This window comes from Corynebacterium cystitidis (assembly GCF_900187295.1).
Taxonomy (GTDB): Bacteria; Actinomycetota; Actinomycetes; order Mycobacteriales; family Mycobacteriaceae; genus Corynebacterium; species Corynebacterium cystitidis.
Map to the genome: position 1 here is coordinate 2,662,011 of NZ_LT906473.1, position 26,119 is coordinate 2,688,129.

The 26,119-nt window shown below is 54.9% G+C and carries 25 protein-coding genes, 3 tRNA genes and 1 pseudogene; 16 read left to right on the plus strand and 13 right to left on the minus strand.

The genetic code is table 11. The features are described from left to right. Window positions 1-120: 120 nt before the first annotated feature. Both CKV99_RS12550 and CKV99_RS12555 read right to left on the minus strand, forming a co-directional pair. Entirely contained in the window at window positions 121-1,242 is a 1,122-nt protein-coding gene (locus CKV99_RS12550) for a DMT family transporter (protein ID WP_092259414.1), read from the minus strand. A gap of 401 nt (window positions 1,243-1,643) precedes the next feature. After that, window positions 1,644-2,111 carry an Hsp20/alpha crystallin family protein gene (locus CKV99_RS12555; protein WP_092259412.1) on the minus strand — a complete coding sequence of 156 codons (468 nt, stop codon included), beginning with the start codon at window positions 2,109-2,111 and terminating at the stop codon, window positions 1,644-1,646. A gap of 195 nt (window positions 2,112-2,306) precedes the next feature. On the opposite strand from CKV99_RS12555, the pseudogene CKV99_RS15170 reads away from it, so the two are divergent. Further along, window positions 2,307-2,687 (plus strand): annotated as a pseudogene (locus tag CKV99_RS15170) (IS1634 family transposase); the annotation flags it as partial. 84 nt (window positions 2,688-2,771) lie between these two features. Here CKV99_RS15170 and CKV99_RS12560 read toward each other — a convergent pair. The 5 genes from CKV99_RS12560 to gyrA all read right to left on the minus strand — a co-directional run bounded on the left by CKV99_RS12560 (window position 2,772) and on the right by gyrA (window position 6,256). Next, window positions 2,772-2,844 (minus strand) — tRNA-Ala (locus CKV99_RS12560). Window positions 2,845-2,988: 144 nt separating this feature from the next. Continuing rightward, a tRNA-Ala gene (locus CKV99_RS12565) sits at window positions 2,989-3,061 on the minus strand. A gap of 1 nt (window position 3,062) precedes the next feature. Then, window positions 3,063-3,139 (minus strand) — tRNA-Ile (locus tag CKV99_RS12570). 199 nt (window positions 3,140-3,338) lie between these two features. Further along, window positions 3,339-3,692 carry a DUF3566 domain-containing protein gene (locus CKV99_RS12575; RefSeq protein WP_092259409.1) on the minus strand — a complete coding sequence of 118 codons (354 nt, stop codon included), beginning with the start codon at window positions 3,690-3,692 and terminating at the stop codon, window positions 3,339-3,341. Between the two features lie 2 nt (window positions 3,693-3,694). After that, window positions 3,695-6,256, minus strand: coding sequence for a DNA gyrase subunit A (gyrA, locus tag CKV99_RS12580; protein ID WP_092259406.1), 2,562 nt, complete (start codon window positions 6,254-6,256; stop codon window positions 3,695-3,697). Between the two features lie 121 nt (window positions 6,257-6,377). On the opposite strand from gyrA, the gene CKV99_RS15135 reads away from it, so the two are divergent. The 5 genes from CKV99_RS15135 to CKV99_RS12605 all read left to right on the plus strand — a co-directional run bounded on the left by CKV99_RS15135 (window position 6,378) and on the right by CKV99_RS12605 (window position 9,827). After that, window positions 6,378-6,677, plus strand: a complete 300-nt coding sequence (locus tag CKV99_RS15135) for a CopG family transcriptional regulator (protein WP_092259403.1) — start codon at window positions 6,378-6,380, stop codon at window positions 6,675-6,677. Continuing rightward, complete coding sequence (locus tag CKV99_RS12590; RefSeq protein ID WP_092259400.1) at window positions 6,670-6,948, plus strand: hypothetical protein; 279 nt, start codon at window positions 6,670-6,672, stop codon at window positions 6,946-6,948. Before CKV99_RS15135 ends, CKV99_RS12590 begins: the two co-directional genes overlap by 8 nt. A 125-nt stretch (window positions 6,949-7,073) precedes the next feature. Then, window positions 7,074-8,390 carry a lactate racemase domain-containing protein gene (locus tag CKV99_RS12595; protein WP_092259397.1) on the plus strand — a complete coding sequence of 439 codons (1,317 nt, stop codon included), beginning with the start codon at window positions 7,074-7,076 and terminating at the stop codon, window positions 8,388-8,390. Window positions 8,391-8,597: 207 nt separating this feature from the next. Further along, window positions 8,598-8,942 carry a hypothetical protein gene (locus CKV99_RS12600; protein WP_092259394.1) on the plus strand — a complete coding sequence of 115 codons (345 nt, stop codon included), beginning with the start codon at window positions 8,598-8,600 and terminating at the stop codon, window positions 8,940-8,942. A 447-nt stretch (window positions 8,943-9,389) separates the two neighbouring features. Next, on the plus strand, window positions 9,390-9,827 hold the full coding sequence (locus tag CKV99_RS12605; protein ID WP_092259392.1) for a DUF6918 family protein: 438 nt from the start codon (window positions 9,390-9,392) through the stop codon (window positions 9,825-9,827). 102 nt (window positions 9,828-9,929) lie between these two features. On the opposite strand, the gene CKV99_RS12610 is transcribed toward CKV99_RS12605, so the two are convergent. The 6 genes from CKV99_RS12610 to dnaA all read right to left on the minus strand — a co-directional run bounded on the left by CKV99_RS12610 (window position 9,930) and on the right by dnaA (window position 18,114). Next, a complete protein-coding gene (locus CKV99_RS12610; RefSeq protein WP_092259390.1) occupies window positions 9,930-10,553 on the minus strand; it encodes a metallophosphoesterase family protein in 624 nt (207 codons plus the stop codon). Between the two features lie 29 nt (window positions 10,554-10,582). Then, window positions 10,583-12,688, minus strand: a complete 2,106-nt coding sequence (gene gyrB, locus CKV99_RS12615) for a DNA topoisomerase (ATP-hydrolyzing) subunit B (RefSeq protein WP_092259387.1) — start codon at window positions 12,686-12,688, stop codon at window positions 10,583-10,585. A gap of 194 nt (window positions 12,689-12,882) precedes the next feature. Beyond that, window positions 12,883-13,545 carry a DciA family protein gene (locus tag CKV99_RS12620; RefSeq protein ID WP_092259384.1) on the minus strand — a complete coding sequence of 221 codons (663 nt, stop codon included), beginning with the start codon at window positions 13,543-13,545 and terminating at the stop codon, window positions 12,883-12,885. Continuing rightward, entirely contained in the window at window positions 13,542-14,723 is a 1,182-nt protein-coding gene (recF, locus tag CKV99_RS12625) for a DNA replication/repair protein RecF (protein ID WP_092259381.1), read from the minus strand. Before recF ends, CKV99_RS12620 begins: the two co-directional genes overlap by 4 nt. A gap of 38 nt (window positions 14,724-14,761) precedes the next feature. Then, window positions 14,762-15,946 carry a DNA polymerase III subunit beta gene (dnaN, locus tag CKV99_RS12630; protein WP_169872713.1) on the minus strand — a complete coding sequence of 395 codons (1,185 nt, stop codon included), beginning with the start codon at window positions 15,944-15,946 and terminating at the stop codon, window positions 14,762-14,764. Window positions 15,947-16,461: 515 nt separating this feature from the next. Continuing rightward, the gene (dnaA, locus tag CKV99_RS12635) at window positions 16,462-18,114 is read right to left on the minus strand and encodes a chromosomal replication initiator protein DnaA (protein ID WP_092259379.1); all 1,653 of its coding nucleotides are present in this window, start codon (window positions 18,112-18,114) and stop codon (window positions 16,462-16,464) included. An 871-nt stretch (window positions 18,115-18,985) separates the two neighbouring features. On the opposite strand from dnaA, the gene rpmH reads away from it, so the two are divergent. From rpmH to CKV99_RS14855, 10 genes are all read left to right on the plus strand, one after another. Beyond that, window positions 18,986-19,123 (plus strand): 50S ribosomal protein L34, encoded by a 138-nt coding sequence (gene rpmH, locus CKV99_RS12640; RefSeq protein ID WP_018582678.1) that lies wholly within the window; start codon window positions 18,986-18,988, stop codon window positions 19,121-19,123. Between the two features lie 10 nt (window positions 19,124-19,133). Further along, complete coding sequence (gene rnpA, locus CKV99_RS12645) at window positions 19,134-19,526, plus strand: ribonuclease P protein component (protein WP_092259376.1); 393 nt, start codon at window positions 19,134-19,136, stop codon at window positions 19,524-19,526. Then, window positions 19,526-19,798: a membrane protein insertion efficiency factor YidD gene (gene yidD / locus CKV99_RS12650; RefSeq protein WP_092259594.1), complete on the plus strand. Its 273-nt coding sequence runs from the start codon at window positions 19,526-19,528 to the stop codon at window positions 19,796-19,798. Before rnpA ends, yidD begins: the two co-directional genes overlap by 1 nt. Before the next feature lie 35 nt (window positions 19,799-19,833). Continuing rightward, entirely contained in the window at window positions 19,834-20,808 is a 975-nt protein-coding gene (gene yidC, locus CKV99_RS12655) for a membrane protein insertase YidC (RefSeq protein ID WP_092259373.1), read from the plus strand. Between the two features lie 94 nt (window positions 20,809-20,902). Then, window positions 20,903-21,535 (plus strand): 16S rRNA (guanine(527)-N(7))-methyltransferase RsmG, encoded by a 633-nt coding sequence (gene rsmG, locus CKV99_RS12660; RefSeq protein ID WP_092259370.1) that lies wholly within the window; start codon window positions 20,903-20,905, stop codon window positions 21,533-21,535. A 119-nt stretch (window positions 21,536-21,654) separates the two neighbouring features. Continuing rightward, window positions 21,655-22,662, plus strand: coding sequence for a ParA family protein (locus tag CKV99_RS12665; RefSeq protein ID WP_092259592.1), 1,008 nt, complete (start codon window positions 21,655-21,657; stop codon window positions 22,660-22,662). Then, the gene (locus CKV99_RS12670) at window positions 22,663-23,754 is read left to right on the plus strand and encodes a ParB/RepB/Spo0J family partition protein (RefSeq protein ID WP_092259367.1); all 1,092 of its coding nucleotides are present in this window, start codon (window positions 22,663-22,665) and stop codon (window positions 23,752-23,754) included. It abuts the gene before it with no gap. A 46-nt stretch (window positions 23,755-23,800) separates the two neighbouring features. Then, complete coding sequence (locus CKV99_RS12675) at window positions 23,801-24,484, plus strand: hypothetical protein (protein WP_092259590.1); 684 nt, start codon at window positions 23,801-23,803, stop codon at window positions 24,482-24,484. Between the two features lie 102 nt (window positions 24,485-24,586). Next, complete coding sequence (locus CKV99_RS12680; protein ID WP_231910075.1) at window positions 24,587-25,642, plus strand: AlbA family DNA-binding domain-containing protein; 1,056 nt, start codon at window positions 24,587-24,589, stop codon at window positions 25,640-25,642. Next, window positions 25,639-26,112 carry a helix-turn-helix domain-containing protein gene (locus tag CKV99_RS14855; RefSeq protein ID WP_231910076.1) on the plus strand — a complete coding sequence of 158 codons (474 nt, stop codon included), beginning with the start codon at window positions 25,639-25,641 and terminating at the stop codon, window positions 26,110-26,112. Before CKV99_RS12680 ends, CKV99_RS14855 begins: the two co-directional genes overlap by 4 nt. Window positions 26,113-26,119: the final 7 nt, after the last annotated feature.

The following is a 26,119-nucleotide window of genomic DNA, read 5'->3' on the forward strand; positions in this document are numbered from 1 at the left end:
TTTTTCCGCCGGTTTTTACCTGCATAAAGGTTTACTGGAACCTATCCGTTTGGTTCGGCTGAAGCCGGGGTCAGAGCCTTTGCTCTGACGCACCGGCTTCTATTAGTCGAGCTTCAGTTATTAGTTTCTATTTTGCACGTTGGGTTCGGCTTCCACCGTGTCTGGGTCTGACTCTAGGTCTGGTTTATCCTTCTTTTTGCCAAATAGGCTGTCGAAGAGGCCGTTTTGATACATCACCGTACCCAGAATCATGGCGATACCGATCCACTGCAGAATCGATGGGATCTCACCGAACAGTGGCCATGCGATAACCACGGACGACACAGGAGATAGCAGCAGGATACCTGCAGATAAGGTTGGATCCAGCCAGACCGAACCCCACTGGACGAAGGTCCATGCCACTGCCTGGCCGAGCGATGCCAGCATGAGCAGCCACAGCCAGTTCATACCGGTCAGGGGGTCACCGACAGTCGTCTCTGGGTTAACCATTGGGAGCTGACCATCGATCAAAACACCGTTCTGAAAATCGAATCCACCACGTGATGAGCCTGTGTAAGCCCAGAGCAACGGGGCTACCATCTGTGCAGCCGCCGTGTACATCATTGGCTGTACGTATAGGTCCTTACGTGGGGCGGTAGTACCCGCCTTGCGGGAGAAATACAGGTAGAACGAGTAGCAGATACCGGATGTCAGACCCAGCAGAGTCCCCAGAGTCGCAGTATTAATACCGTAGATCTGTGCCGGGCCGGTTGCCTCGGATGGCTCGAAAACACCACCGGTCAAGAGAACACCAACAATCATGATCGGCACAAGAATCAGGAACACTGGCGGAATCTTGTACTTATCGAAAATTGCGGTCAGCATTGGCACGACGATAACCTGCAGGTTCAGCAGAATTGCGGCGATGCCTGCACCGACGTAGAAGATCGAGTAGTTCCACGCGGTGAAATCCACGCCGAGGAATAAACCAGCGACGACGGACATGATGATTCCCTTTTTAGGCAGGGAACCCTTCTTCTTAATCTCCCACAGACCGATCGGCAGGAGAAGTAGGAAACCGATAGCCACACGCAGGAATGCCTGAGTCGCGGGGTCCATGTTCGAAGCCTTGACCCAGATTGGGGTAAACGCTAGGAACGCGGTACCTACAGCAAGAATCAGGACTGCCTTGCCGTGACTGACCGGTTTAATGGGCAGATACTGGTTATTGGTGCTCACAGCACTCTCTGAAGTCTTATTCACAAATCAAACTTTAACTGAAATTTCTTTCAACTAGACCGCTTTGGTCTAAAAGGTACTACGTAGGAACCGGACAGGTCCACATACTGCAGAAATAGATATTACTTATCTCTGGGAGTAATTTATATCTACCCCTTATGGGGGGTAATAATCTCCGCCCAAACAATATTCTCGTATGGATATATAGACCTTTGAACAGGCATTTTTCAACTCTTTTTCAGAGAGTCCGAAATTTTTCATTCAATCTTCCGGTTGAAAGTTGACAACTGCTCAAGAATTTGTTTAGGCAGCCACACCCGGCCAAAGAAACGATGCCCGAAAGAACGTCACAGCCCCCGGCCACGTGGACCGAGGGCTTCATCGTTTAAAGGCGATACTCTAGCGCGCAGCGTTAATTTGCAGCGTTACTGTGCATCGTCGTTAGTCTCAGCACTGTCGATAGTCTTCGAGTCACCTTCATCGATAGCAATTTTCTTCTTCCCACCGATTGCATCCGGAGTCGGGATGGACACCGTCAGCACACCGTCAGCCAAGTTTGCTTGGATTGCATCAGTGTCTACTCCCTCCGGCAGGGTAACGCGCCGCTGGAAGCTTGAGGAAGACTCACGAACAACATACTTCTTATCCGAATCTTCAGTTCGGCTGTGGCGAGTTGCACTAATGGTTAAGGTGCGACCTTCAACGTCAAGATCAATATCGTCCTTCTTAAAATTAGGCAGGTGCGCCTCAACGACGATCTCTCCATCGCGGGTGTACACGTCAGTAGTCATGTTATTAACGTTGCGAAAAGCTGGAGTCCAGTCATCGCCGAAGAACTCCTTCTGTAAAGAGTTCAGTTCAGCAAATGGGTTCCACCGTGAAATATCAGCCATATCAATTCTCCTATTCTTACTTTTCAATTACTAAGGAATTAGCCCTATTCGGCTTTCATCCTCTACCCCCATTATAGGTATTATTTGACTTAGCTCAAGGCATCTGTTGTTTATTTAATATCAGGTTGCAGATTTAATAACTTATCTGGTGTATAGGCAGTTTAGTGCTCTATCAAAGGAGCAGACCAGCTCTAGGCCCGTAAGATTATCGATGGTGATCAACTCAGCCTAGAGCTTGATGTCGGTCCTGCTGGTGGTCATGTTGGTGGTACAGGGTCGAAGGACAACCCGTTGCCGGTGTCGTCGCACAAAACAGGGTTTTACTTGATTGCATTGATCATTGTTACCGGCGGCTAGGGCTGGATGAAGCTACTGGGGGGTGATCAGGTGTTTGCTGATTTGGTTCGGGCAAGCATTATTTACCCTGGGTCGAAGCTCGACTCGATTGAAAAACTGGCAGAGGTTGGTGTTTCAAGTGCGAGTTATCGTACGATTCAACGTCATCTTCCTCGTTTTGCTCAGGATAGTTTCCGGGAAATCGTGTCTCAAACGTTGGCTCGTCATGCCGGTATCGGGCCGGATCCTGGGCTTAAGCCACATTTTGCTACTTAACCCGGAAAATGGCCCTGACCCGAATGATCGGGTCAGGGCCACTGACTGTGGAGGATAGGAGAATCGAACTCCTGACATCCTGCTTGCAAAGCAGGTGCTCTACCAACTGAGCTAATCCCCCGCTGGGTAGGTTCTACTGTACTCCCAGGCCCTCAATTTAAGAAATTGGGTGGTCAATACCTGTCTAGGCATTGGCAATAGCTTCAGCAGCAAGCAAGAAGAACGCAGAAACCCGGCCCATTACTGGACCGGGTTTTCGTTCCTGTGGAGGATAGGAGAATCGAACTCCTGACATCCTGCTTGCAAAGCAGGTGCTCTACCAACTGAGCTAATCCCCCATGGTGCGCCCGGGAGGAATCGAACCTCCGACCTCATCGTTATCAGCGATGCGCTCTAACCGACTGAGCTACGGGCGCTGGGAACGAGATAAAACATTACCCACGATTGAACACAACACCAAATTGCCTGCTCAAACAGGTTAAAAATCTCAGCATAGCGAGTAAGAGACGCTGCTGAGGGTGGAAGTCACACTGCGGTTTCTTGCGTGTTTTTGGCCCACGATAGTCCGACACGCCTAAAGCTGCATTGTGATTTCCACCCTCAGCGATGAAGAGTTTAGGATTTCTTCTTTCCGGTGTCGCTCAACGTGACGGTAAGGCCGCCGAGGAGATCAGCGATCGCGTTGTAGATCACCGCGATCAACGGCGACAGGACAGCAACCATGACGGTGCCAATCACACCTACTAAGCCCGCGGATGAGAAGACCAGGCCAAAGCCGATGCCTTGGTCGCCGCCAACACCACCAATCAGGTCGTTGACCTGGCCGACAATCCCTGCGCGGTCCATGGCGATGTACAGGATAGTCACGGCGATCAGCCACACCACTAGGCCGAGCAGGCCCATAATTAGACCGATTTTGAAGGCCGAACCGGGAGAAACCCGGCTGACCTCGACGTTACGTGATGCCATTTTTACTCCTCAGATTTGCTAGGCGCGCCAGTGGAGTCCATCGCTTCCTCTGGGCTCTTTTCGCCCTTGGCTACAGCGGTGGCTTCCTCTTCACCCTCGTCTTCAACATTGACATCAATGGCAAGCAGTTCCACATCCTCAGCCAGGTCAACGAGGCGCACGCCCATTGTCGCGCGTGACGACGGGCGGATCTGGTTGACTTCGGTGCGGATCACACCGCCAGCAGACGTGATTGCGAAGATCTGGTCATCTTCTTCGACGGCCAGCGCTCCGATCAGCTTACCGCGCTTCGGGGTGTACTTGAAGGTCATCACACCCATGCCGCCACGGCCCTGGGTATTGTATTCCTCGATGGCGGTGCGCTTGCCATAGCCACCTGAGGTAGCAACCAGCAAGTATTCGCCGTCTTGGACCACGGTCATGGCCAGCAGTTGGTCATCGCCCTTGAAGCGCATGCCCTTCACACCGGCGGTGGCGCGTCCCATGGGGCGCAGTTGGTCGTCGTCGGCTGTGAAGCGGATAGCCTGGCCCTGCTCGGACACCAGCAAAATGTCATCATGTTCAGAGCACAATGCTGCGCCAATCAGGCAGTCGCCCTCGTTTAAGTTAATGGCGATCAGTCCTGCGGAACGTGCGGACTCGTAGTCGGTCAAGCGCGACTTCTTTACGCGCCCATCTTTGGTTGCAAGCACCAAGTAAGGGGCGTCGTCGTAGCTCTTGATCTGAATGACCTGGGCGATCCTTTCCTCCGGCTGGAACTCCAACAGGTTTGCTACGTGCTGGCCGCGGGCGGTGCGTCCTGCCTCCGGCAGCTCGTAGGCCTTGAGGCGGTAGACGCGGCCGAAGTTGGTAAAGAACAGGATCCAGTCGTGGGTGGAGCAGATGAAGAAGTTTTTCACCACGTCGTCTTGCTTCAGCTCGGCGCCGCGCACACCCTTACCGCCACGCTTCTGGGACTTGTAGGCATCCACCTTGGTGCGCTTGGCGTAACCGGTAGACGTGATAGTAACTACGACGTTTTCGCGGGCAATGAGGTCTTCTTCACTGACATCGCCTGTTGCGGCGACAATCTTGGTGCGACGCTCATCGCCATACTTTTCGACGATTTCCTCTAACTCATCGTGCACGATCTGGCGCTGGCGTTCTGGTTTGGCCAGGATGTCTTTGTAGTCAGCGATTTCTTCTTCGATCTCTGCCAACTCGTCGATGATCTTCTGGCGTTCCAGTGCTGCCAGGCGACGCAGCTGCATCGCCAGGATGGCGTCTGCCTGGATTTCGTCGACGTCGAGAAGCTCCATCAAGCCGGTACGGGCCTCGTCGACAGTGGGGCTGCGACGGATCAGGGCGATGACCTCATCGAGCATGTCCAGTGCCTTAACCAAACCACGCAGGATGTGGGCGCGTTTTTCGGCCTCGTCCAAGCGGTACTGGGTGCGGCGCACAATGACTTCGATCTGGTGCTTCACGTAGTAGCGCAGCATCTGGTCGAGGCGCAGGGTGCGTGGCACGCCCTCGACGATGGAGAGCATGTTCGCCGAGAAATTGGATTCCAACTGCGAGTGCTTGTACAGGTTGTTCAGCACCACGCGTGGAACGGCGTCGCGCTTAAGAGTAATCACGATGCGCAGGCCGGCACGGTCCGACGACTCATCTTCGATCTTGGAAATGCCCACGAGCTTGCCGTTGGTCACCTGGTCGGCGATATTCGCGATGAAGGTATCCGGGTTGACGTTGTACGGCAGCTCGGTGATGGTGATTACCTGGCGGTTGCCGATCTCTTCCATTTCCGCCACACCACGCATGCGGATCGAACCGCGGCCGGTGGCGTAGGCATCCTTAATACCTTGGTCACCCACGATCAGGGCAGCGGTTGGGAAGTCCGGTCCCTTTACGCGTTCCATGCACGCTTCCAGGGTGGTCTTGTCGTCAGCATCGTGGTTGGCCAGGATCCAGTAGATGGCCTCAGCCAGCTCGTTCAAGTTGTGTGGAGGGATGTTCGTGGCCATACCTACGGCAATACCGGAGGAGCCGTTCATCAGCAGGTTCGGCACACGCGACGGCAGAATGTCTGGTTCCTTGGTCTTGCCATCGTAGTTCGGCGAGAAGTCTACGGCGTTCTCGCGGATGTCGCGCACCATTTCCATGGCCAGCGGTGTGAGCTTGCACTCCGTATAACGCATGGCGGCCGGGCCATCGTGGCCGCGGGAGCCGAAGTTGCCCTGGCCGTCGATCAGCGGGTAGCGCATCACCCATGGCTGCGCGAGGCGCACCAAGGTGTCATAAATAGCGGTGTCACCGTGCGGGTGGTAGTGCCCCATGGTGTCTGCTACTGGGCGGGCAGACTTCACGTAGCCGCGTTCCGGCCGGTAGCCGGAGTCGAACATCGCGTAGATGATGCGGCGGTGCACTGGCTTCATGCCGTCGCGGACCTCTGGCAGTGCACGGCCAACGATCACGCTCATCGCATAATCAATGTAGGAGGTTTGCATCTCCTCATTGATATCGATGGGGATGATCTGGTCGTGGCCTATACCGTCGCCACCGTCTGTGGTGTCGTCGCTCATTCAAGACCTCTTTCCTATTGTTGTATCGTGCACAGAAGCACACGTGTTCCGGGCTTGATTCTACCGGGTCGCGCACGCTTTTCGACGACCACCAGCGGTATCAAAATGATACCGTCGTTGTATGGCTATGACGCTGAGATTGACTACGGAAGAAGACCGCGCCCTTGTCCTCCTCGCTTCCGCGTGGAGGTGCAGTAAACAGGAAGCTGCGAAACGCGCCATCATCACTTCTGCCACTCGCCTACTTGATGATGCCGCGATTGACCAGCTCGCCCAAGAGGTATTGGCAGAAACCGGCACCATTGGTCCCCACCACAGCGGCCACAAGACCCTGGAGTCCCGCATTCGCCACACCCAACGCCCACGCACCTCTATTACATTCGAGGCACAAGCAGAGCAAGGATCACCAGCTGATGGTTAAAGCGTTGCGACCAGAACAGTTACTGATTATCGCCGACCATTTCTGCGCACAACATGGCGTCGAACTGCTGAGTTTCTCCGATCTTGCGGCTGCAGCTGCGGTGCCCGGCGCACGTTTTGACACAGTTGCGTTGTATTCTTCGTCGTTAAGCGCAAGCGATGCCCTAGCCACGTATCTGCGCCGCTTGCAACCCTTGTCCGCGCTTAACGACGAGTTCGCTGTGGTGGCAGCAGAAGTGTATCGGCGCTGGTGTACCCACGATCCGACATAGCCCTCAACCTGACATGTGGCGTACACCCGGCTTGCCGTGTGCACCTGCGCGATATAAGAAGTGAGATTATTCACTTATTCAATCATTCAATAGAATAGTAGATAGATGGAGAATAGTCTTGACTTATGACTTGGTTTTCTATCGAACAGCCCAATATCAGTGCCCAACAAATCGATCAGGCCCTTGATCGCATGGTGGAGGAGGCAGTCAACCGCCTCAGTATTAAATCTCTCGACCGCGTCCTGCTTCTCCCACCAGACATCACCCGTGCCCACGCCGATGTGGGCCGAATGACAGAGTATCTTTACTTCAAACTTGCAGAGCAAGGCAGTGAAGTACACGTCATCCCAACACTCGGCCAGCACGTGCCCCACACTGTTGAAGACAACCAGTGGATGTTTGGCAAGATTCCCGAATCCCATATTCACGCCCACGACTGGAAATATGGTTGCGTCAACGTTGGCACCGTGCCTGCTGAGTACGTCAAAGAACAAACAGGTGGTGTTGTTGACTGGGAGATGCCCATTGACCTCAACAAAATGCTGATCGGGGAACGCTGGGACCTGATCATCAACATTGGGCATGTGGTTCCTCACGAGGTACTGGGCTTTGCCAACCACAACAAGAACTATTTCATTGGCCTTGGCGGAAAACGTCTCCTCGGTGCTTCCCACATGGCCTCCGCCGTGTACGGCATCGAAAACAACCTGGGTAACCTGCTGACCCCAGTCCGAGCCTGCTTCAATTACGCGGAAGAGAAATTCCTCTCACACCTTCCTGACGTGTACTTCCAAGTAGTCATGGACTACAACGATAAAGGAGTACTTGAACACACCGGTGTGTACGTCGGCGATGACTTAGACACCTATTTCGATGCCGCACGCGCCTCAAAAGAACAAAACATTACAGTGTTCGATGAGGCCCCCAAGAAAATCGTCGCATACATGGACAAAGACGAATTTCGGGCCACCTGGGTAGCAAACAAGGCAGTGTACCGCACACGAATGGCGGTTGCCGATGGTGGCGAGCTCCTCGTTATCGCACCCGGTGTGATCCGCTTCGGTGAGCAGCCAGAAGTCGATGATCTCATCCGCAAGTACGGCTATCTTTCCCAAGAAGAAACCATTAAGAAATACTGGGATGCCGAAGATATGCAAGACATCCCGCACGGAACAGCGCACCTTCCACACGGCAGCTCTGAAGGGCGGTTTACCATCCGTTACGCACCAGGGGGCTTAACACAAGAAGAAATCGAAAGTGTCGGCTACGCCTACATGGACGTCAACGAGGCCCTGGAGCGTTACAACCCAGAGACCATGAAAGACGGCTACAACACCATGCCTGATGGTGAAGTTGTCTACTTCATCAGCACACCTTCTGCTGGATTGTGGTCTACCCGCGAGAAGCTCGAACAAAGAGCCACGCACGAGCGCCACACCTAGAACATCAAAAGGTATCCAAAGGTATCCAAACTCATTAAAAGAGAGCGCACCCTGTGGCAAGCGACTTGCTTGCCACAGGGTGCGCTCGATTTATCTGCTGTGTGCCCGACTTATGTGAACAGTGTGACACCAGTGGCCTAGAGTAGTCCTCATAGAAAGTGGAATTGTTCCCACGGACCCATTTTCCTTGGAGAGGACCCAGAAACCATGAAGAAGACTACCTCGATCATCGCGGCGTTGGCCGTTTCAACATCCCTGGCCGTTGCGCCTCAGGTAGATGCACGAGACATGAACTACCAGCCACCACGGCATACCGCGACAGGTAGCGCCTACACCGGCTCAGCACCAATCAGCCTGCTGCTCTTCGCACTCGGTGTAGCAGGTGTTGCAAAGCTCATTACCGACAACGTCCCTCCATTACGCGAGGCTGTAGACCAGATTGCGGAACAAGTAGGTTCGTCCGGCTCTTCCGGCTCGTCGGAGGCTGCCCGCCAGCAACCATTGTCGGACTTCAACTTAGAGAATCTAAGCTCGCAGTTGAACCTCGGCTAGTTTCGGGGCTAGTTTCCCGGCTATTTTTGGCTTGTTTTGGGCGCTGCTACACGCACTCCTCGTCCGAACGATTGACCGCCTTGTGGCGTGATACGCCCTGAAGGGGGTTATTTCACGCCCTGAAGTAGCGGACTCAACCTCTGATCTGTTAAATTTGGGAACGTTGTGGTTATAGTGACTGCTGTGACTTAGGCATCGCACGAACTATGGCGGAAGAACTGCAACACCGAATCGTCAAACTGACCATTAGTTCAAATAGTTTAAAGCGATTACTATCGGCGGATTTCAACATCCGACCATGGCAATCGCTTTTTTCTTTGCATATCAAACCCAACTCCAGACACAATGGCCTAGGTATCGCTACAGTATGGGAAGTTGTGGGATCCTTCGGATCCTCCCCTGAATTGAACCTTAATTCAAGATTTCAAGGCCTAGAAAGGTTTCCTCATGCCTGAGCTTTCTGCTCTCCTGAATGAACAAAAGCGCCCACAGATTGTTGCCGAGTTGAACACTGTGGTCAACGACACCGTCTCGTCTACTTCTGGTCTCACCGGGATGGCCCTCAAGGGTGGCCTAGGTGCCGCCTCAAAAATGGACAGTAACTTCGTTGAGAAAGGCATCAACCGCCTTCTCCCCGACCTCCTAGGCGAGCTACAGCCACACTGGGCCAAGTACAGCGAATCAGGCACCTCCAACTTCGGTGCCTACTTAGCCGCTAACGAGGATCATGTGATCAACGGCATCTTGAAGCTTGCCGACGATAACGTCAGCAAGGCTCCTGCCGCTCTGCAGAAGGTCTACAACGGTTTGCGTGGCAAAGCAGCCGGCATCATCAGCCCTGCTTTGCCAAAAGTTGGCGCTGCCATCGAAAAACACATGGCATAAAACCCTGCGCCCATGCACTTTTCGGTCGACAAATCCGGTTTTCACCGAGGGCAACAGCGGATTTGTCGACCGAAAAGAACATGCAGAAAGAACAAGGCTTGATCACAGTGTGAGGTCCACCATCACGCCAGTACCTGGCCACCCAATATAAGGGTTGTCACTTAAGGTGGTCGGTGCGTGCACGTGGCCAAGCACCCACGCACCGTAATTCTTTGCTTGGAGCTGTTCCAGCGTGGCGGGCAAACAGTTATTTTTGGTGTATTCACCAGTGAGTCCGGTATGAAAAACACCGACATGTTTGGATGACTCAGCCGGATCGGCCACAGGAAAATCGTCGATAAGCTCGCGCTTGTCCCGCTTCTTGCACACATTCACCGCGTGGAACGTCAAGTCGATGCCGGGCACAGTGATCTCACAGACCTCAAAACCCGATGGGAAATAGACACCGTCGATCGCAGGAAAGCGTGAGTGAAACTCGAAACCCTTCGCTACGTCATGGTTTCCCCAGATCGCAACGATGGGAACCTGCAATTCCTGCGTGATCCAGCGGAACAGCTCCGCGCCTTCTGCTTCCTGCTCGGGGCCAGAAGTGTGGCGGTCAAAAAGATCGCCAGCGAACACGACAACGTCGGGGTTGCGCGCAGAAAGCTCTTTACGCACCCATGGGCTGCCCGGGGTGTAGTGGGCGCCCAGATGCAGGTCAGCGAAAGCGGCAATATGAGTCATGCAGTTTACACAGCTACATGCTCATCGAGTTACACATCGAGGAAGCGCACGTCGCGCGCCTTGCGGGTAATGAAGGAGCGGCGGGCAGCAACGTCATCACCCATGAGGATGGAGAACAACTCGTCTGCGCGTTGTGCATCCTCGATATTCACCCGACGCAAAATGCGATGCTCCGGATCAAGAGTGGTTTCCCACAACTCATTCGGGTTCATCTCACCCAGACCCTTGTAGCGCTGAATACCATCATCCGTGTTGATGGAGCGACCAGCGTTCAGGCCTTCCTCAAGCTCACGGTCACGCTCGGCGTCAGAGTAAGCGTAGCCGGGCTCACCCTTCTTCCACTTCAGCTTGTACAGCGGCGGATTAGCCAGGTACACATGGCCTTCCTCGATCAGCTCCGGCATGAAACGGAACAGCAAAGTCAGCAGCAAAGTGGCGATGTGCTGGCCGTCGACGTCAGCGTCGGCCATGAGCACGATCTTGTGGTAGCGCAGCTTCTCAATGTCGAACTCTTCATTGATACCGGTGCCTAACGCTGTGATGATCGCCTGGACCTCGGCATTTTTCAGAACACGGTCGAGGCGTGCCTTTTCCACGTTGAGAATCTTGCCACGCAGCGGCAAAATCGCCTGGTACATGGAATCGCGGCCCTGCTTAGCGGAACCACCTGCAGAGTCACCCTCCACGATGAACAGCTCAGCGGCGTTCGGATCTTTAGTACGGCAATCGGCAAGCTTTCCGGGCAAACCACCCATATCGGTCGCGGACTTGCGGCGGACCAGGTCACGGGCCTTACGCGCTGCCACGCGAGCATGCGACGAGGCCACAGCCTTGTTCACAATCGCCTTCGCCTCAGCCGGGTTGGCATCAAACCAAAACGCTAGGTGCTCATTGACAGCACGCTGGACGAAGCCCTTAAGCTCGGTATTACCCAGCTTGGTCTTGGTCTGGCCCTCAAACTGTGGATCGCCAACACGCGCGGACACAACCGCGGCCAAGCCCTCGCGGCAGTCATCGCCGGTCAGGTTCGGGTCTTTCTCCTTCAGCAGCTTGTGTTCCCGCGCGTAGCGGTTCATCAAGGTAGTCAGCGCTGCGCGGAAACCTTCCTCGTGTGTACCGCCCTCATGGGTGTTGATGGTGTTGGCAAAGGTGTGCACAGACTCCTTGTAGCCAGAGTTCCACTGCATGGCGATCTCCACCTCATGGTCATCGCCTTTGGCCTCAAAGCCGACGATGGTGGGGTGGATCTCGCTTTTACTCTTGTTGAGGTATTTGACGTAATCGATCAGACCATCTGGGTAGTGGTAACTAACCTTCTTTTCCAGCTTCTTCGGCTTCGACGGTGCAATATCATCTGCAATGTCCTCGCCGGATTCAGCATCGGTTACCTCCTTTGTCTCAGATGCTTCGGTGCCTTCCAAGGCCTCATCATCAAAGGAGTCGCCGTCGATGGACTCGGCGGTATCGCCGCCTTCTGCCAGCGCTTCCAGCTCAAGCTCTTCCTCAGTAACACGCTCGTCCTTCAAGGTGATGGTCAGACCCTTGTTCAGAAATGCCATTTCTTGTAGGCGCCGCGAGATCACATCAAAGTCAAACTCTGTGGTTTCAAAAATCTCCGGGTCCGGCCAGAAGCGGATTGCGGTACCCGTCCCGCGGGCGTTACTGCCTTCGACAAGCTCATCCGGCACAGCCATATTAAAATTCTGGATCCAGTGCTTACCAGCACGCTTAATGTCCGCCTCCACCCGGGTGGACAGCGCATTGACCACGGAAATACCCACGCCATGCAGACCACCGGAAACCGCGTACGATTCCGAGTCGAACTTTCCGCCAGCGTGCAGCTGCGTCATCACAACCTGCACCGTAGGAGCACCCGACGGGTGCATGTCCACAGGAATGCCACGGCCGTTGTCCACCACTTCCACACCGCCATCAGCCAGCAGGGTGACGTCAACACGGTCAGCGTAGCCAGCCATGGCTTCGTCGACCGAGTTGTCCACTACCTCCCAAATGAGGTGGTGGAGGCCGCGTGGCCCGGTAGAACCGATGTACATGCCGGGGCGCTTGCGCACGGCTTCCAAACCCTCAAGGATTTGGATTGAATCCGCGCCATAATCTTTATTTGTGGTAGCCACCTGAAACAAGTACTCCTGTCGCGCTACGGATATCTAACCTGCTCAATCTTACACCCTAAGGGTGCCCCACGCGCACTGGGGTTGCGCGCGTCGGAAGGCCATTTATGCGCCGGATTCGGCATTTCCCCAGGATAAATTGTGCAGCCCTACCTGCGCGGTGTTCATTAACGTTCATTAACGTTCATTAACGTTCATTAGCCGTATGTGTCGCGCGGACCACGGCCTTTGACGTGCAGCGGGCCGTAGCGCCAACTTTTCGTTTTCGGAGGATACACGTGCACATTCGTGATAATGCCCTCACCGATTTTCTCATCAAGACGTTCAAGAATCTGCCGCTTCATGTAGCGCAGCTGCGTGGCCCAGCTTGTTGCGTCGGTAGAAATGAACAGGGTGGCATCTTTGACCATTTCTACTTTGGTGTGCTGCGCTACTTTCTCACCGACCACTTCCTCCCAACTACCCATGATCCAGCCCATGGCCAACGGTTTTGCCCAATCACGGTGACGGACTTCCTGCTTTAACAAGTCCGAGAATCCGGCCACGACATAACTTCGGCGCGGGGCACGTCCGTCGGGCCCGCTCATTCTGCCTGGTCCCCGATATTGTCGCTTATCGACGCCCACCTGGTCCTGTCCTAAGTCAAGCCCCGGGACAGTCACTGTAGGCTCATCGGCGGTGCCATCTGTCAACCTGCCCACCGCACGGCGCGGGATCACACTGCGACCCTGTTGGTGCAAGTTCGGAACAAATCCGTTGCGTTTCTTAGCGGCGGTGCGGATGGTGTCGAAGGCGTGCTGCACAATATCGCTACTGTCTCTACTGTCTCTACTGTCACCATTAACACGACTATCACTCATGAGATGGCCTCAAGACTGGAGATTCCTTCCTCCATGGTCACCATGTAGCGCGCCGCTACAGCATCGTCGAGGTTACCCGGCAGATCATCGCCAACTGCGGCGGTGATCAACACTTGCTCCGCATCTTCGGCCACATGCACTAACCGTTGGCGGCGTTTAGCGTCAAGTTCCGCAAAAACATCGTCCAGTATCAACACCGGATCTGATCCATCCTGGGAAAGCAGTTGGAATTCTGCCAAGTGCAGGGATAACGCGAAGGACCATGATTCCCCGTGGCTGGCAAAGCCTTTCGCAGGCTGATCACCAAGAATTAGTTCCACGTCATCACGATGGGGGCCCACAAGTGTTACACCTCGTTCGATCTCGTATTGGCGGCGCCTGCCTAGTTCAGTGAGCATCGCCGCTTCGATCACGGCAGCGTCACGGCTACCTTCGCCTACCAATTCACGCACAGCATCGTCCAGAGTGGAGGTGTACTGTACCTGCGCCGCCCGAGATTCCGGTGCGATCGCTGCATAAGCTTCCTGGATGAGTGGGCCCAGCTCGTCGATAAGCGATAAGCGTGCCGCCACCACCAGCGCACCGGACTGTGCAAGTTGCGCGTCCCAAACATCCAACGTGGTCAAAGCGCTGGCACCGTCCGGATCGTCGTAGCCGCGACGCAGGTCAGCCCACGAATTTTTCAGAAGCGCGTTGCGCTGGCGCAGTACTTTATCGAAGTCCGCCTTCGCGCCGGCCAGGCGTGGGGTGCGGATGGCCACGATGTCATCTACAAACTTCCGACGTTCAGCTGGCTCTCCCTTGACCAACGCCAAATCTTCCGGGGCGAACAGCACCGTGCGCAGCACACCCAGCATTTCGCGGGCGGATTTAAGGCGCGTGCGGTTGATCTGGGCCTGGTTGGCGCCGTGAGCCTTGATCAACAGGTGGGTGGTGAGCTCGCGGCCGTCATTGACCGTGGTGGCCGACACACGGGCGTTTATTGCGCCGGTGCGGATCAAAGGCTGATCCGTAGACACACGGTGGCTGGACAAGTGCGCCGAGTAGCCGATGGCCTCAACGATATTGGTCTTGCCAAACCCGTTGCGGCCTGCAAACACCGTTACTCCTGGGGTTAGCTCAAGTTCGAGTTCTGGCCACGAGCGGAAATCGCGCAGGTCAAGCTGCCGGACATACACAGCAACTCACACCCTTTCCCAAAACACGCGCGACGTGCTTAGCCCGGCAGGCGAACAGGCATCAGCAGATACGTAAACTCAGTGGCTGGCGTCGGGAAAGTTCCGTCAGCATCAGCGCCAGACATCTCTTCAGGTTCTGGAATCATGATCGCGGGACGAGACGGCTCAGTGAAGCCGAAGACAGCACGGTCAGTCCGGATCACATTCAGGCCGTCCTTCAGATAACCCGAGTTAAACGCGATAATCAGTTCGTCCGCGCCAGAAAACGCACATGGTAGCGACTCTCGCGCCTCGCCAGAATCAGCACCGGAAGCGTACAAGGTCAGTTCACCCGGCCGAAATTCCATGCGCAGCTGCGCATTACGGTCTGCAACCAGGCTCACACGCCGAATTGCCTCAAGCAAAGGAGAAATCTCAATCGATGCCATCGAGGTGTGCGTCTTCGGCAACAGTGGCTGAATATTGGGAAAATCCGCGTCAAGCATGCGAGTTGTGGTCTCACGGTTAGCTGAATGCAGGCCGAACAGGCCGTCACCACCCACGTTATCGCCGGTGCCCACGGCGATCTCTACAGGATCATCGAGTTGAGTATCTAACGTACGGGCGTTATCCAACAGAGTCTTCGCTGGAACAAGCAGGTTAGCCTTCACCTCGGAGGCCACTGGCTGCCACCTCATGGTTCGCATCGCAAGACGGAAGCGGTCCGTAGCCGCCAGCTGCACATTGGCACCGTCGATTTCAATATGGACACCGGTCAACATGGGCAGGGTGTCATCCTTGCCCGCAGCCGACGCCACCTGCGTCACCGCTTGAACAAACTCCGAAGGGCTGACGGTGCCAGTTGTCTCTGGAAGTGTTGGTAGCTGCGGATAATCGTCGAGTGGCATCAGGGGCAGTTCGAAACGAGCCGATCCGCCCTGGAGGAGCAAACGCGAATTGTCCACTGACACCTCAACCGGTTTTGCTGGCATATTAGCCACGATGTCTGCCATGAGTTTGCCTGCCACGGCGATTCGGCCTGGCTGATCAACTTCAGCCGCGATGCGCACACGCGAAGAGACTTCATAATCGAAACCCGCGAATTCCAAACCATTATCATCCGCCGTGATCACTACAGCCCGCAAGATGGGCTGCGTGTTTTTCGTCGGCAAGCTCCTGGCCACCCATGCGACAGCATCGGACAGGTCGTCCTTGTGAACGCGAAATGACACATTGTTGCCCATGGTGTCGTTCATGTTGTCGTCCATGGTGAGGCAAGACTCCTTGTAATTAAAAATAATTTAGCTTTCGTTGCTCACTACTCTAGGTTGGCCGTCGCCGTTTTGTCATTTGTCGTACGCGTTCCTGCGGGACGCGTACCGACGAAGTTGTCCCCAACCCCTCTTCTTACTTACTAATTTCAAGTAATAAATCTGGGAAGAACAGTAGGTCCTGTGCAAGGTGTGGAGAAGGTGTCATTCACGCTGTTCTGCTCGGCGATTTGCCCTGTGGTCTGCCCTGTGGATAACTCCTGTGAAGTTGTGGACAACTGTGGATAACTTTTGCCGTTTCTCAGCTTTCCACAGCCGTCTTGAGGTTATCCACCGTTTATTAACAGGCATTATAGAGTTATCCACAGGTAGTGGAAAATTGTGATCTGCGCCATAATGTGATCAAATTCATCTAATAACATAAGTGAAATTACAAGGCTGTGGACAACGTTGTGGAAAGTGTGGATAACTCGTCGTCAAGCGTGCTTTTAACGCCCGTTATTCTTCAGGATCTGCGTCAGAACCTGGATCTCGTCGTAAGTATCGCGGTTTTCAGTCATTTCCATGCGAATTTTGCGGTCCGCATACATCACAGTGGTGTGGTCTTTACCACCGAATTCATCGCCGATCTTCGGCAATGACAGGTCCGTCAGCTCACGGCAGAGGTACATCGCTATCTGGCGTGCGTGTGCCACGGCACGAGTCTTACCGGCACCGGTGAGCGTATCAACGGAAACATCAAAATAGTCGGCCGCCGCCTCCTTGATCGCTTTCGCAGTAATTTCCATTTGACCGGCCTCCGGCAAAATATCGCGCAACGCAATCTGAGCAACATCCATCGTGATCGGCTCATTGATCAGCGAGGAATACGCACTCACGCGGATCAATGCGCCCTCGAGCTCGCGGATCGATGATTCAAACTGTGAGGCGATCAGCTCAAGAACTGCGTGGTCAACTTGGGTGCCGTTGGCGGAGGCCTTCTTCATCAAAATGGCGATACGGGTCTCGAGGTCCGGTGGCTGAATATCAGTAATCAGACCACCTTCAAAGCGGGTGCGAAGACGATCTTCCAGCGTGGTCAGCTCCCTCGGTGGCCGATCCGACGACAAAATAATCTGCTTATCGGACTGGTGCAAAGAGTTGAATGTGTGGAAGAACTCCTCCTGCGTACCTTCTTTGCCCTCCAGGAACTGGATGTCATCGACCATGAGGATGTCCAAGTTGCGGTAGCGGCGTTTGAAAGATTCCTGGCGGTCATCACGTACCGAGTTGATGTAGTCATTGGTGAACTCTTCCGAGGACACATACTTGATGCGCAGACCTGGCTGAAGCACTTGGGCATAATTGCCGGCGGCATGCAGCAAATGGGTCTTGCCAAGACCAGAACCACCCCAGATAAACAGTGGATTATAAGCGCGCGCCGGATTTTCCGCCACGGCAACAGCAGCAGAGTTAGCGAAGCGGTTCGACGAGCCAATCACAAAATTTTCGAAAGTGTACTTTGGATTCAGGCTGGCATCACGGTCAGGATTATGCGCCGGTGTTTCTCGAGGCAAACGCTGCGGCTGCTCTACAACGGGATGGGGTGTATAACCCTGGTGCAGCGGTGCAGCGCCTTGCTGGTTAACCGGCTGAGCATCGGGACTTGTCGCCGGAGAATAAGGCTGTTGAAGTGGCACCTGGGGCTGCACCTGTTGTCGGGCAACCTCATCCCAACCCAGCTGGAAGGTCTGCCCCACCTCGGGGACCTGCGGGGATGGTGGCTCACCATAGGTAGAAGTCCATGGCTGTGGTTCTAGTGGTTCCTGTGGTTTCTGTTGAGAAACCGGCTGTTGTTCAGGCTGGTCCGTCTCGCTGGAGGCAACAGACACCGCAAGAACACAGGAGCGCCCGAGGTGTCGTGAGAGGACGGCGGTGATGTGGGGACCGAGATTTTCCTCAATTACTGATTTAGCTGCGGTGTGAGGCGCATTGAGAATCGCATATCCCTCAACGATCATGACGGGATCGATGAGCTGCAGATAGGCACGTTCCTGGTGTGTGAAGGTTGGGACGTCTGAATTAGGCCGCTCGGAGAGAGTGAGCAATTCATCGACCACGGAACGCCACAGCGCGTCGATAGGCTGATGTTGTTCTGCCACTTAAGTCCTCGTCGTTTCGTTTCTTGCACTATTTCCTGTGGATACCGCACTCTAGTCGGCGCTATACCCGGCCTCTGGCTGTGAGAAAGAAAGGTGGTGTTCACTTCTTATTCACACTCTGGAGAGGTCAGAGCACGGTCCCTACCATGAGTTTTCACAATGTTATCCACATCTGTGGATAACTAGACTGTGGAATTTATCCACAGTCTAGTGCAGAAGTTGTGGATAACTTCATCGCGGGTTAAAAATCCTTTTGACCTTGCCTTTTATAAAATCAGCGAGCAAAGTCTCAACATAAAGTTGAGTGTTATCCACAGTCTCTACCATTCACAGGATGTGAGTTGTTGGTTGATTTTTTAATTGTTACCCGTACCCGGCGCCGGTTGTCTACATGAAGAAATTTTCCCTCCACCTCTGTGACAGTCCACAGATTTTAGTTGCGCGCACAAAGTCTGCTTCTCCCCCAGCATGATCCAGTAATTCAACGCTTTACCTGCAGGAAAAAACATGATTGTAATTTCGGGGGTACCCATATTATTGAAAGGAATATGAACTCGTGTCGATTTGGCTCTAGTCCTGACGTTCACGTACTCTGAGGAGGTCTGTCACACTGGACTTGAATACGTGTGCCTCCAGATACACCTAAGGGCACACACAAATCCGATGTGCGTGAGAGCATTACTCGCACGGTTAACCGGGCCACCATCAGGTGAGTCAGTGCAGGTAAGGCAAGCGAAACTTAGTTTGCAACAGTGAACGCGGATCGCACTCATTTCACAACTTTCCATCCCGGACGGCCTGATACCCGGGAGGCATAGGGCACTTCCGTGCCTAGTGCCGCTGGTCGTCGCACCCCTTCAAGGAGACAACCGTGTCTAAGCGGACGTTCCAGCCGAACAACCGCCGTCGCTCTCGTAAGCACGGCTTCCGTACCCGTATGCGCACCCGTGCAGGTCGCGCTATCGTTTCCGCGCGCCGCAAGAAGGGCCGCGCAAAGCTGACCGCGTAAGAGCGCGGCAGTGCTGCCCAAAGCGCATAAACTCGCTTCATCTGCTGATTTCCGTCGCACTATGAAGACCGGGACCCGCGCAGGCAGTCGCACCCTCGTGGTGCACCAGGCAACCCGCCCCGGGAACATCCTTCGAGGTGGCCCGCGGTTCGGGCTGATCGTGTCTAAAGCCGTCGGCAACGCTGTGATTCGTCACCGCACGTCCCGACGGCTTCGGCATGTCTGTTTAGGGCTCGTCGATAAGCTCGATGCTCAAACCGACGTTGTGATTCGCGCGCTGCCTGCTGCAGGTGTGGCAACGAGCGCACAGCTCGAACAGGATTTTCGGGCTGCACTCCGCGCAGCTCTGAAGAAAGCTCAACCTGTGGTGGAGCATATCGCTATGGATCAGCCCAAGAAATGATGGTGCACCGCAATATTTACGGCGAAGAGATCCCAGAGCCGAAAGGTGCTGGATCTCGCGTGCTGGTCAGGATTGTTCGGCTCTATCAAAAGTATGTCTCACCGCTGAAGATGTACTCCACCTGCCGATTCGAGCCAACATGTAGTGCTTACGCGCTTGAGGCCATTTCGCGGCGCGGCGCAATAACCGGTACTGTTCTAGCCATAACGCGGCTGGTGAAATGCGGGCCGTGGCATCCGGGCGGATATGACCCCGTTCCGCGACGCGATTAGTTCCCACACAAACCAACTAGGAGTCTCGACACACAGTGCTCAACTTCATTTACTGGCCGATCTCGGCCGTGCTGTGGTTCTGGCACAAGGTTTTCGGCTTCGTCTTCGACGAGGCTTCAGGTATTTCCTGGATCTTGGCCATCATGTTCCTCACCTTCACCATCCGCGTGCTGCTGATTAAACCTACAGTGAATCAGCTGCGGGCCGGGCGAAAAATGCAGGAACTACAACCCCAAATGCAGGCCATCCGCGCAAAATACAAAAACGACCAAGAAAAAATGGCGTTAGAGACCCAAAAACTCTACAAAGACGCCAAAATGAACCCGCTGGCCAGCTGTATCGCCCCAGTGGTGCAAATGCCAGTATTCTTCGGGCTGTTCCACGTGCTGCGCTCCTTCAACCGCACCGGTACGGGTTCCTGGCAGCTTGGCATGAGCGTAGAAGAAAACCGCAACACCGCCAACTACATCTTCAGCCCGGAAGAAGTCCGCTCTTTCCTTGATGCCACAGTGTTCGGTGTTCCGATCTCCGCGTTCATCTCCATGCCGGAAGACATGATGGATGCTTTCACAACGGACTTCACGAAGACTCAGGTGGTCCTAGTGGCAGCACCATTGATTGTGATTATCGCGCTGTTCACCCACTTCAACGCACGCATCAGCTTGAACCGGCAAAAGAAACGCCGCGAAGCAGGTAAAGTCTCCGCACCCACTGGGGATAATGCGGAGATGATGGAAATGCAGATGAACATGATGAACAAGATGATGCTGTGGTTCTTGCCCGCCACCATCTTCTTCACCGGCTTCCTGTGGCACATTGGTCTGCTGTTCTACATGTTCGCCAATAACATCTGGACGTTCTTCCAGAACCTCATTGTGTTCCGCAAGATGGACGAAGAGGAAGCACGGGAAGAAGAAGCTAAAAAGGCAGCAAAGCGCAGCACCGCGCCTGTTGTCGGCGCACGAAAGAAAGATAAGCGCAGTAAGAGGGAGCGTAAGCAGGGTAAGTAAGGATTGCCTAGGGCTCACACCGTCTATTTGTTCACCGGGTTAGCTATTCTGATTTCAGCACTTCCATATTTCGCCACAGAAGGAGTACACAGCCGTGTCCGTTGAATTCGAACCCACGCCAGAGGTTGCCTCCTTAATCTTCGGTGACCGTCTGGCTCTTGCCGAGTCCTACCACGATTCCTTGGCCACCACTGCAACAGAGCGAGGATTCATTGGACCCAAAGAGGTAGGGCGTCTGTGGAGTCGGCACATTATGAACTGCGCCATCATCTCCGAGGCCTTCGACGAGGGACTGCGCGTTGCCGATATCGGCTCAGGCGCAGGACTGCCTGGAATTCCTGTGGCGATTGCGCGCCCTGATCTGTCAATCACTTTGATCGAACCCTTGCTCAAGCGCTCGACGTACCTTAGTGAGGTAAAAAACCAGCTTGAGTTGGACAATGTCACGGTCATTCGGGGACGAGCAGAAGATCAGAAACTCGAACCTTTTGATGTGGTGACGTCGCGTGCTGTTGCACCGCTGGGCAAGCTCGCTGGTTGGTCACTGCCACTGGTCAAAAAAGGTGGTGCGATGGTAGCGATGAAAGGGGCGTCGGTAAGCGACGAGCTTGAGCGCGATGCCGGCGTGATCAAGAAGGCAGGTGGCGGCCAGGCCACTATCTTCACGGTGGGTGATGATGTGCTGGCAGAACCCACCACCTTGATCCGCATTGAGCGGGCACGCTAACACATGTCGCGCACACCTATTAAGGTTGAAGACAATTGACCTCTTGGTGAGCTCTCATGCTGCCAAGGGGGCCGGCATCCGTGGAAAGAGGGCGAGCAACATCCATGACTGAGGAGATACTGGATGAGCAGCAATGGGAGGAAACCCCGATTGCTGCGGCGGCCCGCCGGGCTGCCCAAGTGACAACGGGAACATTGCGTTTGGAACGTCCCGACGAGCCACGCACGATTACCGTGGCCAACCAAAAAGGGGGCGTGGGTAAAACGACAACCTCCGTTAATTTGGCTGCAGCACTCGCTCATCATGGATTGAAGGTGTTGGTGATTGACCTCGATCCGCAGGGTAATGCCTCCACGGCGCTGGGCGTGGAGCACCGCACGGGAACAACATCGAGCTATGAGGTCTTGATTGGTGATGTCAGCGCCGAGGAAGCGATGCAGCCATCCCCTTCGAATGCCAACCTCTATTGCATCCCCGCCACGATCGATTTGGCTGGTGCTGAGATTGAGCTTGTGAGCATGGTACGTCGTGAGTACCGGCTAGCTGATGCACTGAACCGGGGGTTTATTGAAGAGCAGGGGTTTGACTACGTATTTGTCGACTGTCCCCCGTCCTTAGGTCTACTCACCATCAACGCGATGACATCAGTTGATGAGGTGTTGATCCCGATTCAGTGTGAGTACTACGCCCTCGAAGGTGTGGGCCAGCTGCTGGGTAATATTTCGATGATCCGTGAGCACCTGAACCAGAATCTGCATATCTCAGCCATTCTGCTGACCATGTATGATGCCCGCACCAAGCTTGCCGAACAGGTAGTACACGAAGTACAGGAACAGTTCGGTGACGTGGTGTTGCGCAATGTCATCCCACGATCGATCAAAGTGTCCGAGGCGCCGGGTTACGGTCAAACCGTAATTGATTATGATCCCGGTTCTCGCGGCGCTCTGGCGTATCTAGATGCAGCGAAGGAACTCGCGCAGCGGGGCGATTATCAGCCCCATTCGTCGACAGGTCCAATTGGTGTTAGCCCGGTGATTGCCGCGCAGCTCGATGAGCACGCAAGCGATGAGCACGCAAGCGATGAGGACAATGGCGACGAAGAGCACAACGGTGAGGTGGAGGAGTAAATGGCGAAGGAACCAGCGCGTAAGGGCGGTCTCGGCCGTGGCTTGGCGGCCCTGATCCCATCGGGTGATCAACACAGCGCGAAGACAAATGGGCTGGGTGACGGGGCAGCTGATGTTGTGCTCGGGGGTGCCAAAGGGGCGCGCGATAACCACGATGGGAAGAAGGTCAAGGGTGCCCCTTCGATCCCTGGCGCCCCAGTAATTCCAGGTGCTCCGACCGTGAGCTCGCCGCAGCAAATGCGAACGCCTGAAGCCTTGCGTGAATCACAGCACCAGGAGCGTGTCGACGACTTCGGCGCTACCTACCAGGAAATTCCGCTGGGGAAGATCATTCCCAACCCGAAGCAGCCACGCCAGGTATTCGACGAGGATGATTTGGCGGAGTTGGTGCATTCGATCCGAGAGTTCGGGCTGCTTCAGCCGATCGTCGTTCGCCCCCAGGGTGACTCTTATGAGCTCATTATGGGCGAGCGACGCTGGCGTGCGTCGTCGAATGCAGGGCTGAAGACAATCCCCGCGATTGTCCGCCAAACTGCCGACGGTGACATGCTGCGCGACGCTTTGCTGGAGAATATTCATCGCGTCCAACTTAACCCGCTGGAAGAGGCTGCAGCCTACCAACAGTTGCTTGAAGAGTTCGACGTTACCCAGGAAGAATTAGCACAGCGGTTAGGCCGATCACGCCCTGTGATCACCAATATGATTCGTCTGCTCAAGCTGCCGGTGAGTGTGCAGCGTCGTGTGGCCGCAGGCGTGTTGTCTGCCGGCCACGCCCGGGCTTTATTGGGTGTCAAGGCTGGTGAAGATGCCACCGAAAACTTGGCAGATCGGGTGGTAGCCGAAGGGCTCAGCGTTCGTGCCACCGAAGAAGCCGTGACCTTACTGAACAAGAACGGTGAGCAGCCCGAAAAACCCAGACGCGAGAAGGCCCCGCAGCCCGAGTTTCTTACCGCTGCCGCTGAGCGCCTCGCAGACCAGTGGGATACTCACGTGAGTGTCTCGATGGGCAAGCGGAAGGGCAAAATCGTGGTGGAATTCAGCGACCAGGATGACTTCGAACGCATCATGGGCCTGATGAAGGGCAAGGAGTAGAACGTCCGCGGCCACAGTCATGAATTCTGGGTGGAAAGGGTCACTGATGCCACAACGCCAGGTTGGATTAATTCCCCTTACCTATAACGCGATTGTTCGTGTCCATCCTCAGTGTGCGCGCGCCACGTTCTGGGAGGTTGACCCGCTTTCCGACGATTCTTTCAACGTCTCTCCCGACATCGACAAGGAAGCCTGGCTTACTGCGCAGACGTTCGAATATGGAAGCTGCGGCTTCAATATCGTCAACTTGGCGTCCGACACCTCCAGGGCCTACGCCACAGCGCTATTCTGCCCGCGTGACGAGGCACCCGGAAGCCTGCGCATGCCCACGGCGCCAGCATCGCAGGACGCATGGCTTTTGACAAGCTTGCACATTGATTCAAAGTTCGCTGGCCGCGGGTGGGAGGCGGTGCTTCTCGACGCGTGCATTATGGCATTGACTGACCGTGGCATCCCCGCGGTTGAGGCATTTGGGCTTCACGACGATACCTCCACCTCCGCCGGTATCTCCCCTACTTCTCATCTTGCTGATGAATTGACTGCCAGCTTGGTTGAACAGGCCGAAGAGATCGGACTGATGGGTCGATCGGTATTGGAGGGTGCTGGTTTCCGGATTGTGGAAGATGATCCGGTGATTCCGCGGTTGCGTGTGGATCTTCCTCCCCAACACAATGTGCTCTCAGCGCATGAGATTGAGCAGCTTTTGCAGGCTGTATCAGTCCCCCAATAGTTGGCAACTAGTGTCCAAATCATTCGCTCGCGATTCAATCAATCAATCATGTTGATGTAATCCTGATTGAATCTGGTTAGCTCGCACGATACTCTTAGCATCATGCGCGACGCTGAGATCCGTGATTTAATTGCCGGTGGACAGTCTCTGACCACTGCTTTTTCTCGTCGTTCCTCGCCGGCTTATATCAATGAGCGAGGAGTGATTGAACAACTGACCTGTTTGGCAAACGGAGATGGTGGCACCTTATTGATTGGAGTGAATCAAGATGGAACCGTTTCTGGATGCTACCCTTTTCATTCCGACACCACAGATCCGGTACTGCTCGCCTCCACCATCAGGCGCTATACCTCTCCCCCGCTGACAACGTCGATCACCGTGACTGAACTCGACGGGTACGAAGTTGTCGCCATTTCTGTAGCCGCTTCCCGCACACCGGTTGCCACAACATGGGGTGTGTACCGTGCCCGTCGGCTCAACGCCCATGGCCTACCGGAGTGCTACGGAATGGACCCGAGCTACCTATTCACACGGTATCGTGACGCAAACGGAATCGACTGGGCCCGCGTTCCCGCCCCAGGTGCAACGATGGCGGACCTCGATGCCTCCGTCATTGATGTGGCGCGGGCCTTAGCGGCGGCGAACCAGGGTGACGCGTTGCTGCCGGAACTTTCCGACGACGATCTGGTGCGCACCCTTGGCCTGCGTGATGATTCGATTGAGCCGATAGCGATCGGAGCGATCCTCCTATTCGGCACCAAGGATGCCGTGGAGCGTTACCTGCCCCACCATCGCGTGGTGCTCGTCGATCTCATCGGCACCCGTCGCACTATCCGATCCACGGCACCGCTGGTGACCATCCTTGCCGACCTGCAGAAACAAGAAGAAAAAGTAGGACCGGCTGTGAAAGAGCTGATAGTCAACGCGCTTTTACACCGAGACTACACCCTGCCGGGGTCGGTCTACGTGCGCTCTGACAAAAATCGCACCACTATTACTTCACCTGGTGGTTTACCGCGCGGGCTCGATCCTCGTTTGGTAAGTTCTGGAACTGCTACCTTCTCACCGCGCAGTGCACTGTTATCTGCAGCGTGTGCGCGATTAGGGATCTCTCCAGGGGCAGGACTTGTCTTGCCGACGCCACCAAGTACCAGGTGAGTACCGGTCGATCAACACTGTCGTGGGCTGGCACCCATGAACAAGCGGTCACAGTGACCGCCTCCCGCGAGGTGTTAAACCCTCAACTGCCTGGACTAATCGCAGCAATTCCCGATCAGTGTTCAGTAGATGAGCTAGTTGTGGCAGATTATTGGGTGCGCAACCCGGAAGCAGACCACAGTGACATCGCAACAGCGACGGGGTATGAACAAATGTGGGTCAAAGCAACGCTGATGAAACTGAAAGGCTGGGGATTAAACCCACATGAAGAAGGTTCCACCCCTGACGTGTCGCCAGAGGGTAAAGTGATGCACCTGATAGCCACGCGTGGCCCAGCGACCAGCAGCGACATCGCTGAAGAGTTAGGCATGAGCCAGCAGCAAAGCTACCGGCTATTACGCAAACTTGTCGACGCAGGACGGCTACACAAGATCGGGAAAACGCGCACCACCAGGTACGCGCTGCCCTAGGCGATCG

What these genes read in the sequence shown, in the direction of transcription:
- CKV99_RS12555 (WP_092259412.1), bottom strand. Translation starts at nt 2,111, where the DNA reads ATGGCTGATATTTCACGGTGGAACCCATTTGCTGAACTGAACTCTTTA.
- CKV99_RS12605 (WP_092259392.1), top strand. Translation starts at nt 9,390, where the DNA reads ATGCCTGAGCTTTCTGCTCTCCTGAATGAACAAAAGCGCCCACAGATT.
- CKV99_RS12610 (WP_092259390.1), bottom strand. Translation starts at nt 10,553, where the DNA reads ATGACTCATATTGCCGCTTTCGCTGACCTGCATCTGGGCGCCCACTAC.
- CKV99_RS12680 (WP_231910075.1), top strand. Translation starts at nt 24,587, where the DNA reads ATGCGCGACGCTGAGATCCGTGATTTAATTGCCGGTGGACAGTCTCTG.
- dnaN (WP_169872713.1), bottom strand. Translation starts at nt 15,946, where the DNA reads ATGGGCAACAATGTGTCATTTCGCGTTCACAAGGACGACCTGTCCGAT.
- CKV99_RS15135 (WP_092259403.1), top strand. Translation starts at nt 6,378, where the DNA reads ATGGCTATGACGCTGAGATTGACTACGGAAGAAGACCGCGCCCTTGTC.
- CKV99_RS12575 (WP_092259409.1), bottom strand. Translation starts at nt 3,692, where the DNA reads ATGGCATCACGTAACGTCGAGGTCAGCCGGGTTTCTCCCGGTTCGGCC.
- CKV99_RS12595 (WP_092259397.1), top strand. Translation starts at nt 7,074, where the DNA reads ATGACTTGGTTTTCTATCGAACAGCCCAATATCAGTGCCCAACAAATC.
- yidD (WP_092259594.1), top strand. Translation starts at nt 19,526, where the DNA reads ATGGTGCACCGCAATATTTACGGCGAAGAGATCCCAGAGCCGAAAGGT.
- CKV99_RS12620 (WP_092259384.1), bottom strand. Translation starts at nt 13,545, where the DNA reads ATGAGTGATAGTCGTGTTAATGGTGACAGTAGAGACAGTAGAGACAGT.
- CKV99_RS12675 (WP_092259590.1), top strand. Translation starts at nt 23,801, where the DNA reads ATGCCACAACGCCAGGTTGGATTAATTCCCCTTACCTATAACGCGATT.
- gyrA (WP_092259406.1), bottom strand. Translation starts at nt 6,256, where the DNA reads ATGAGCGACGACACCACAGACGGTGGCGACGGTATAGGCCACGACCAG.
- CKV99_RS12590 (WP_092259400.1), top strand. Translation starts at nt 6,670, where the DNA reads ATGGTTAAAGCGTTGCGACCAGAACAGTTACTGATTATCGCCGACCAT.
- CKV99_RS12600 (WP_092259394.1), top strand. Translation starts at nt 8,598, where the DNA reads ATGAAGAAGACTACCTCGATCATCGCGGCGTTGGCCGTTTCAACATCC.
- CKV99_RS12670 (WP_092259367.1), top strand. Translation starts at nt 22,663, where the DNA reads ATGGCGAAGGAACCAGCGCGTAAGGGCGGTCTCGGCCGTGGCTTGGCG.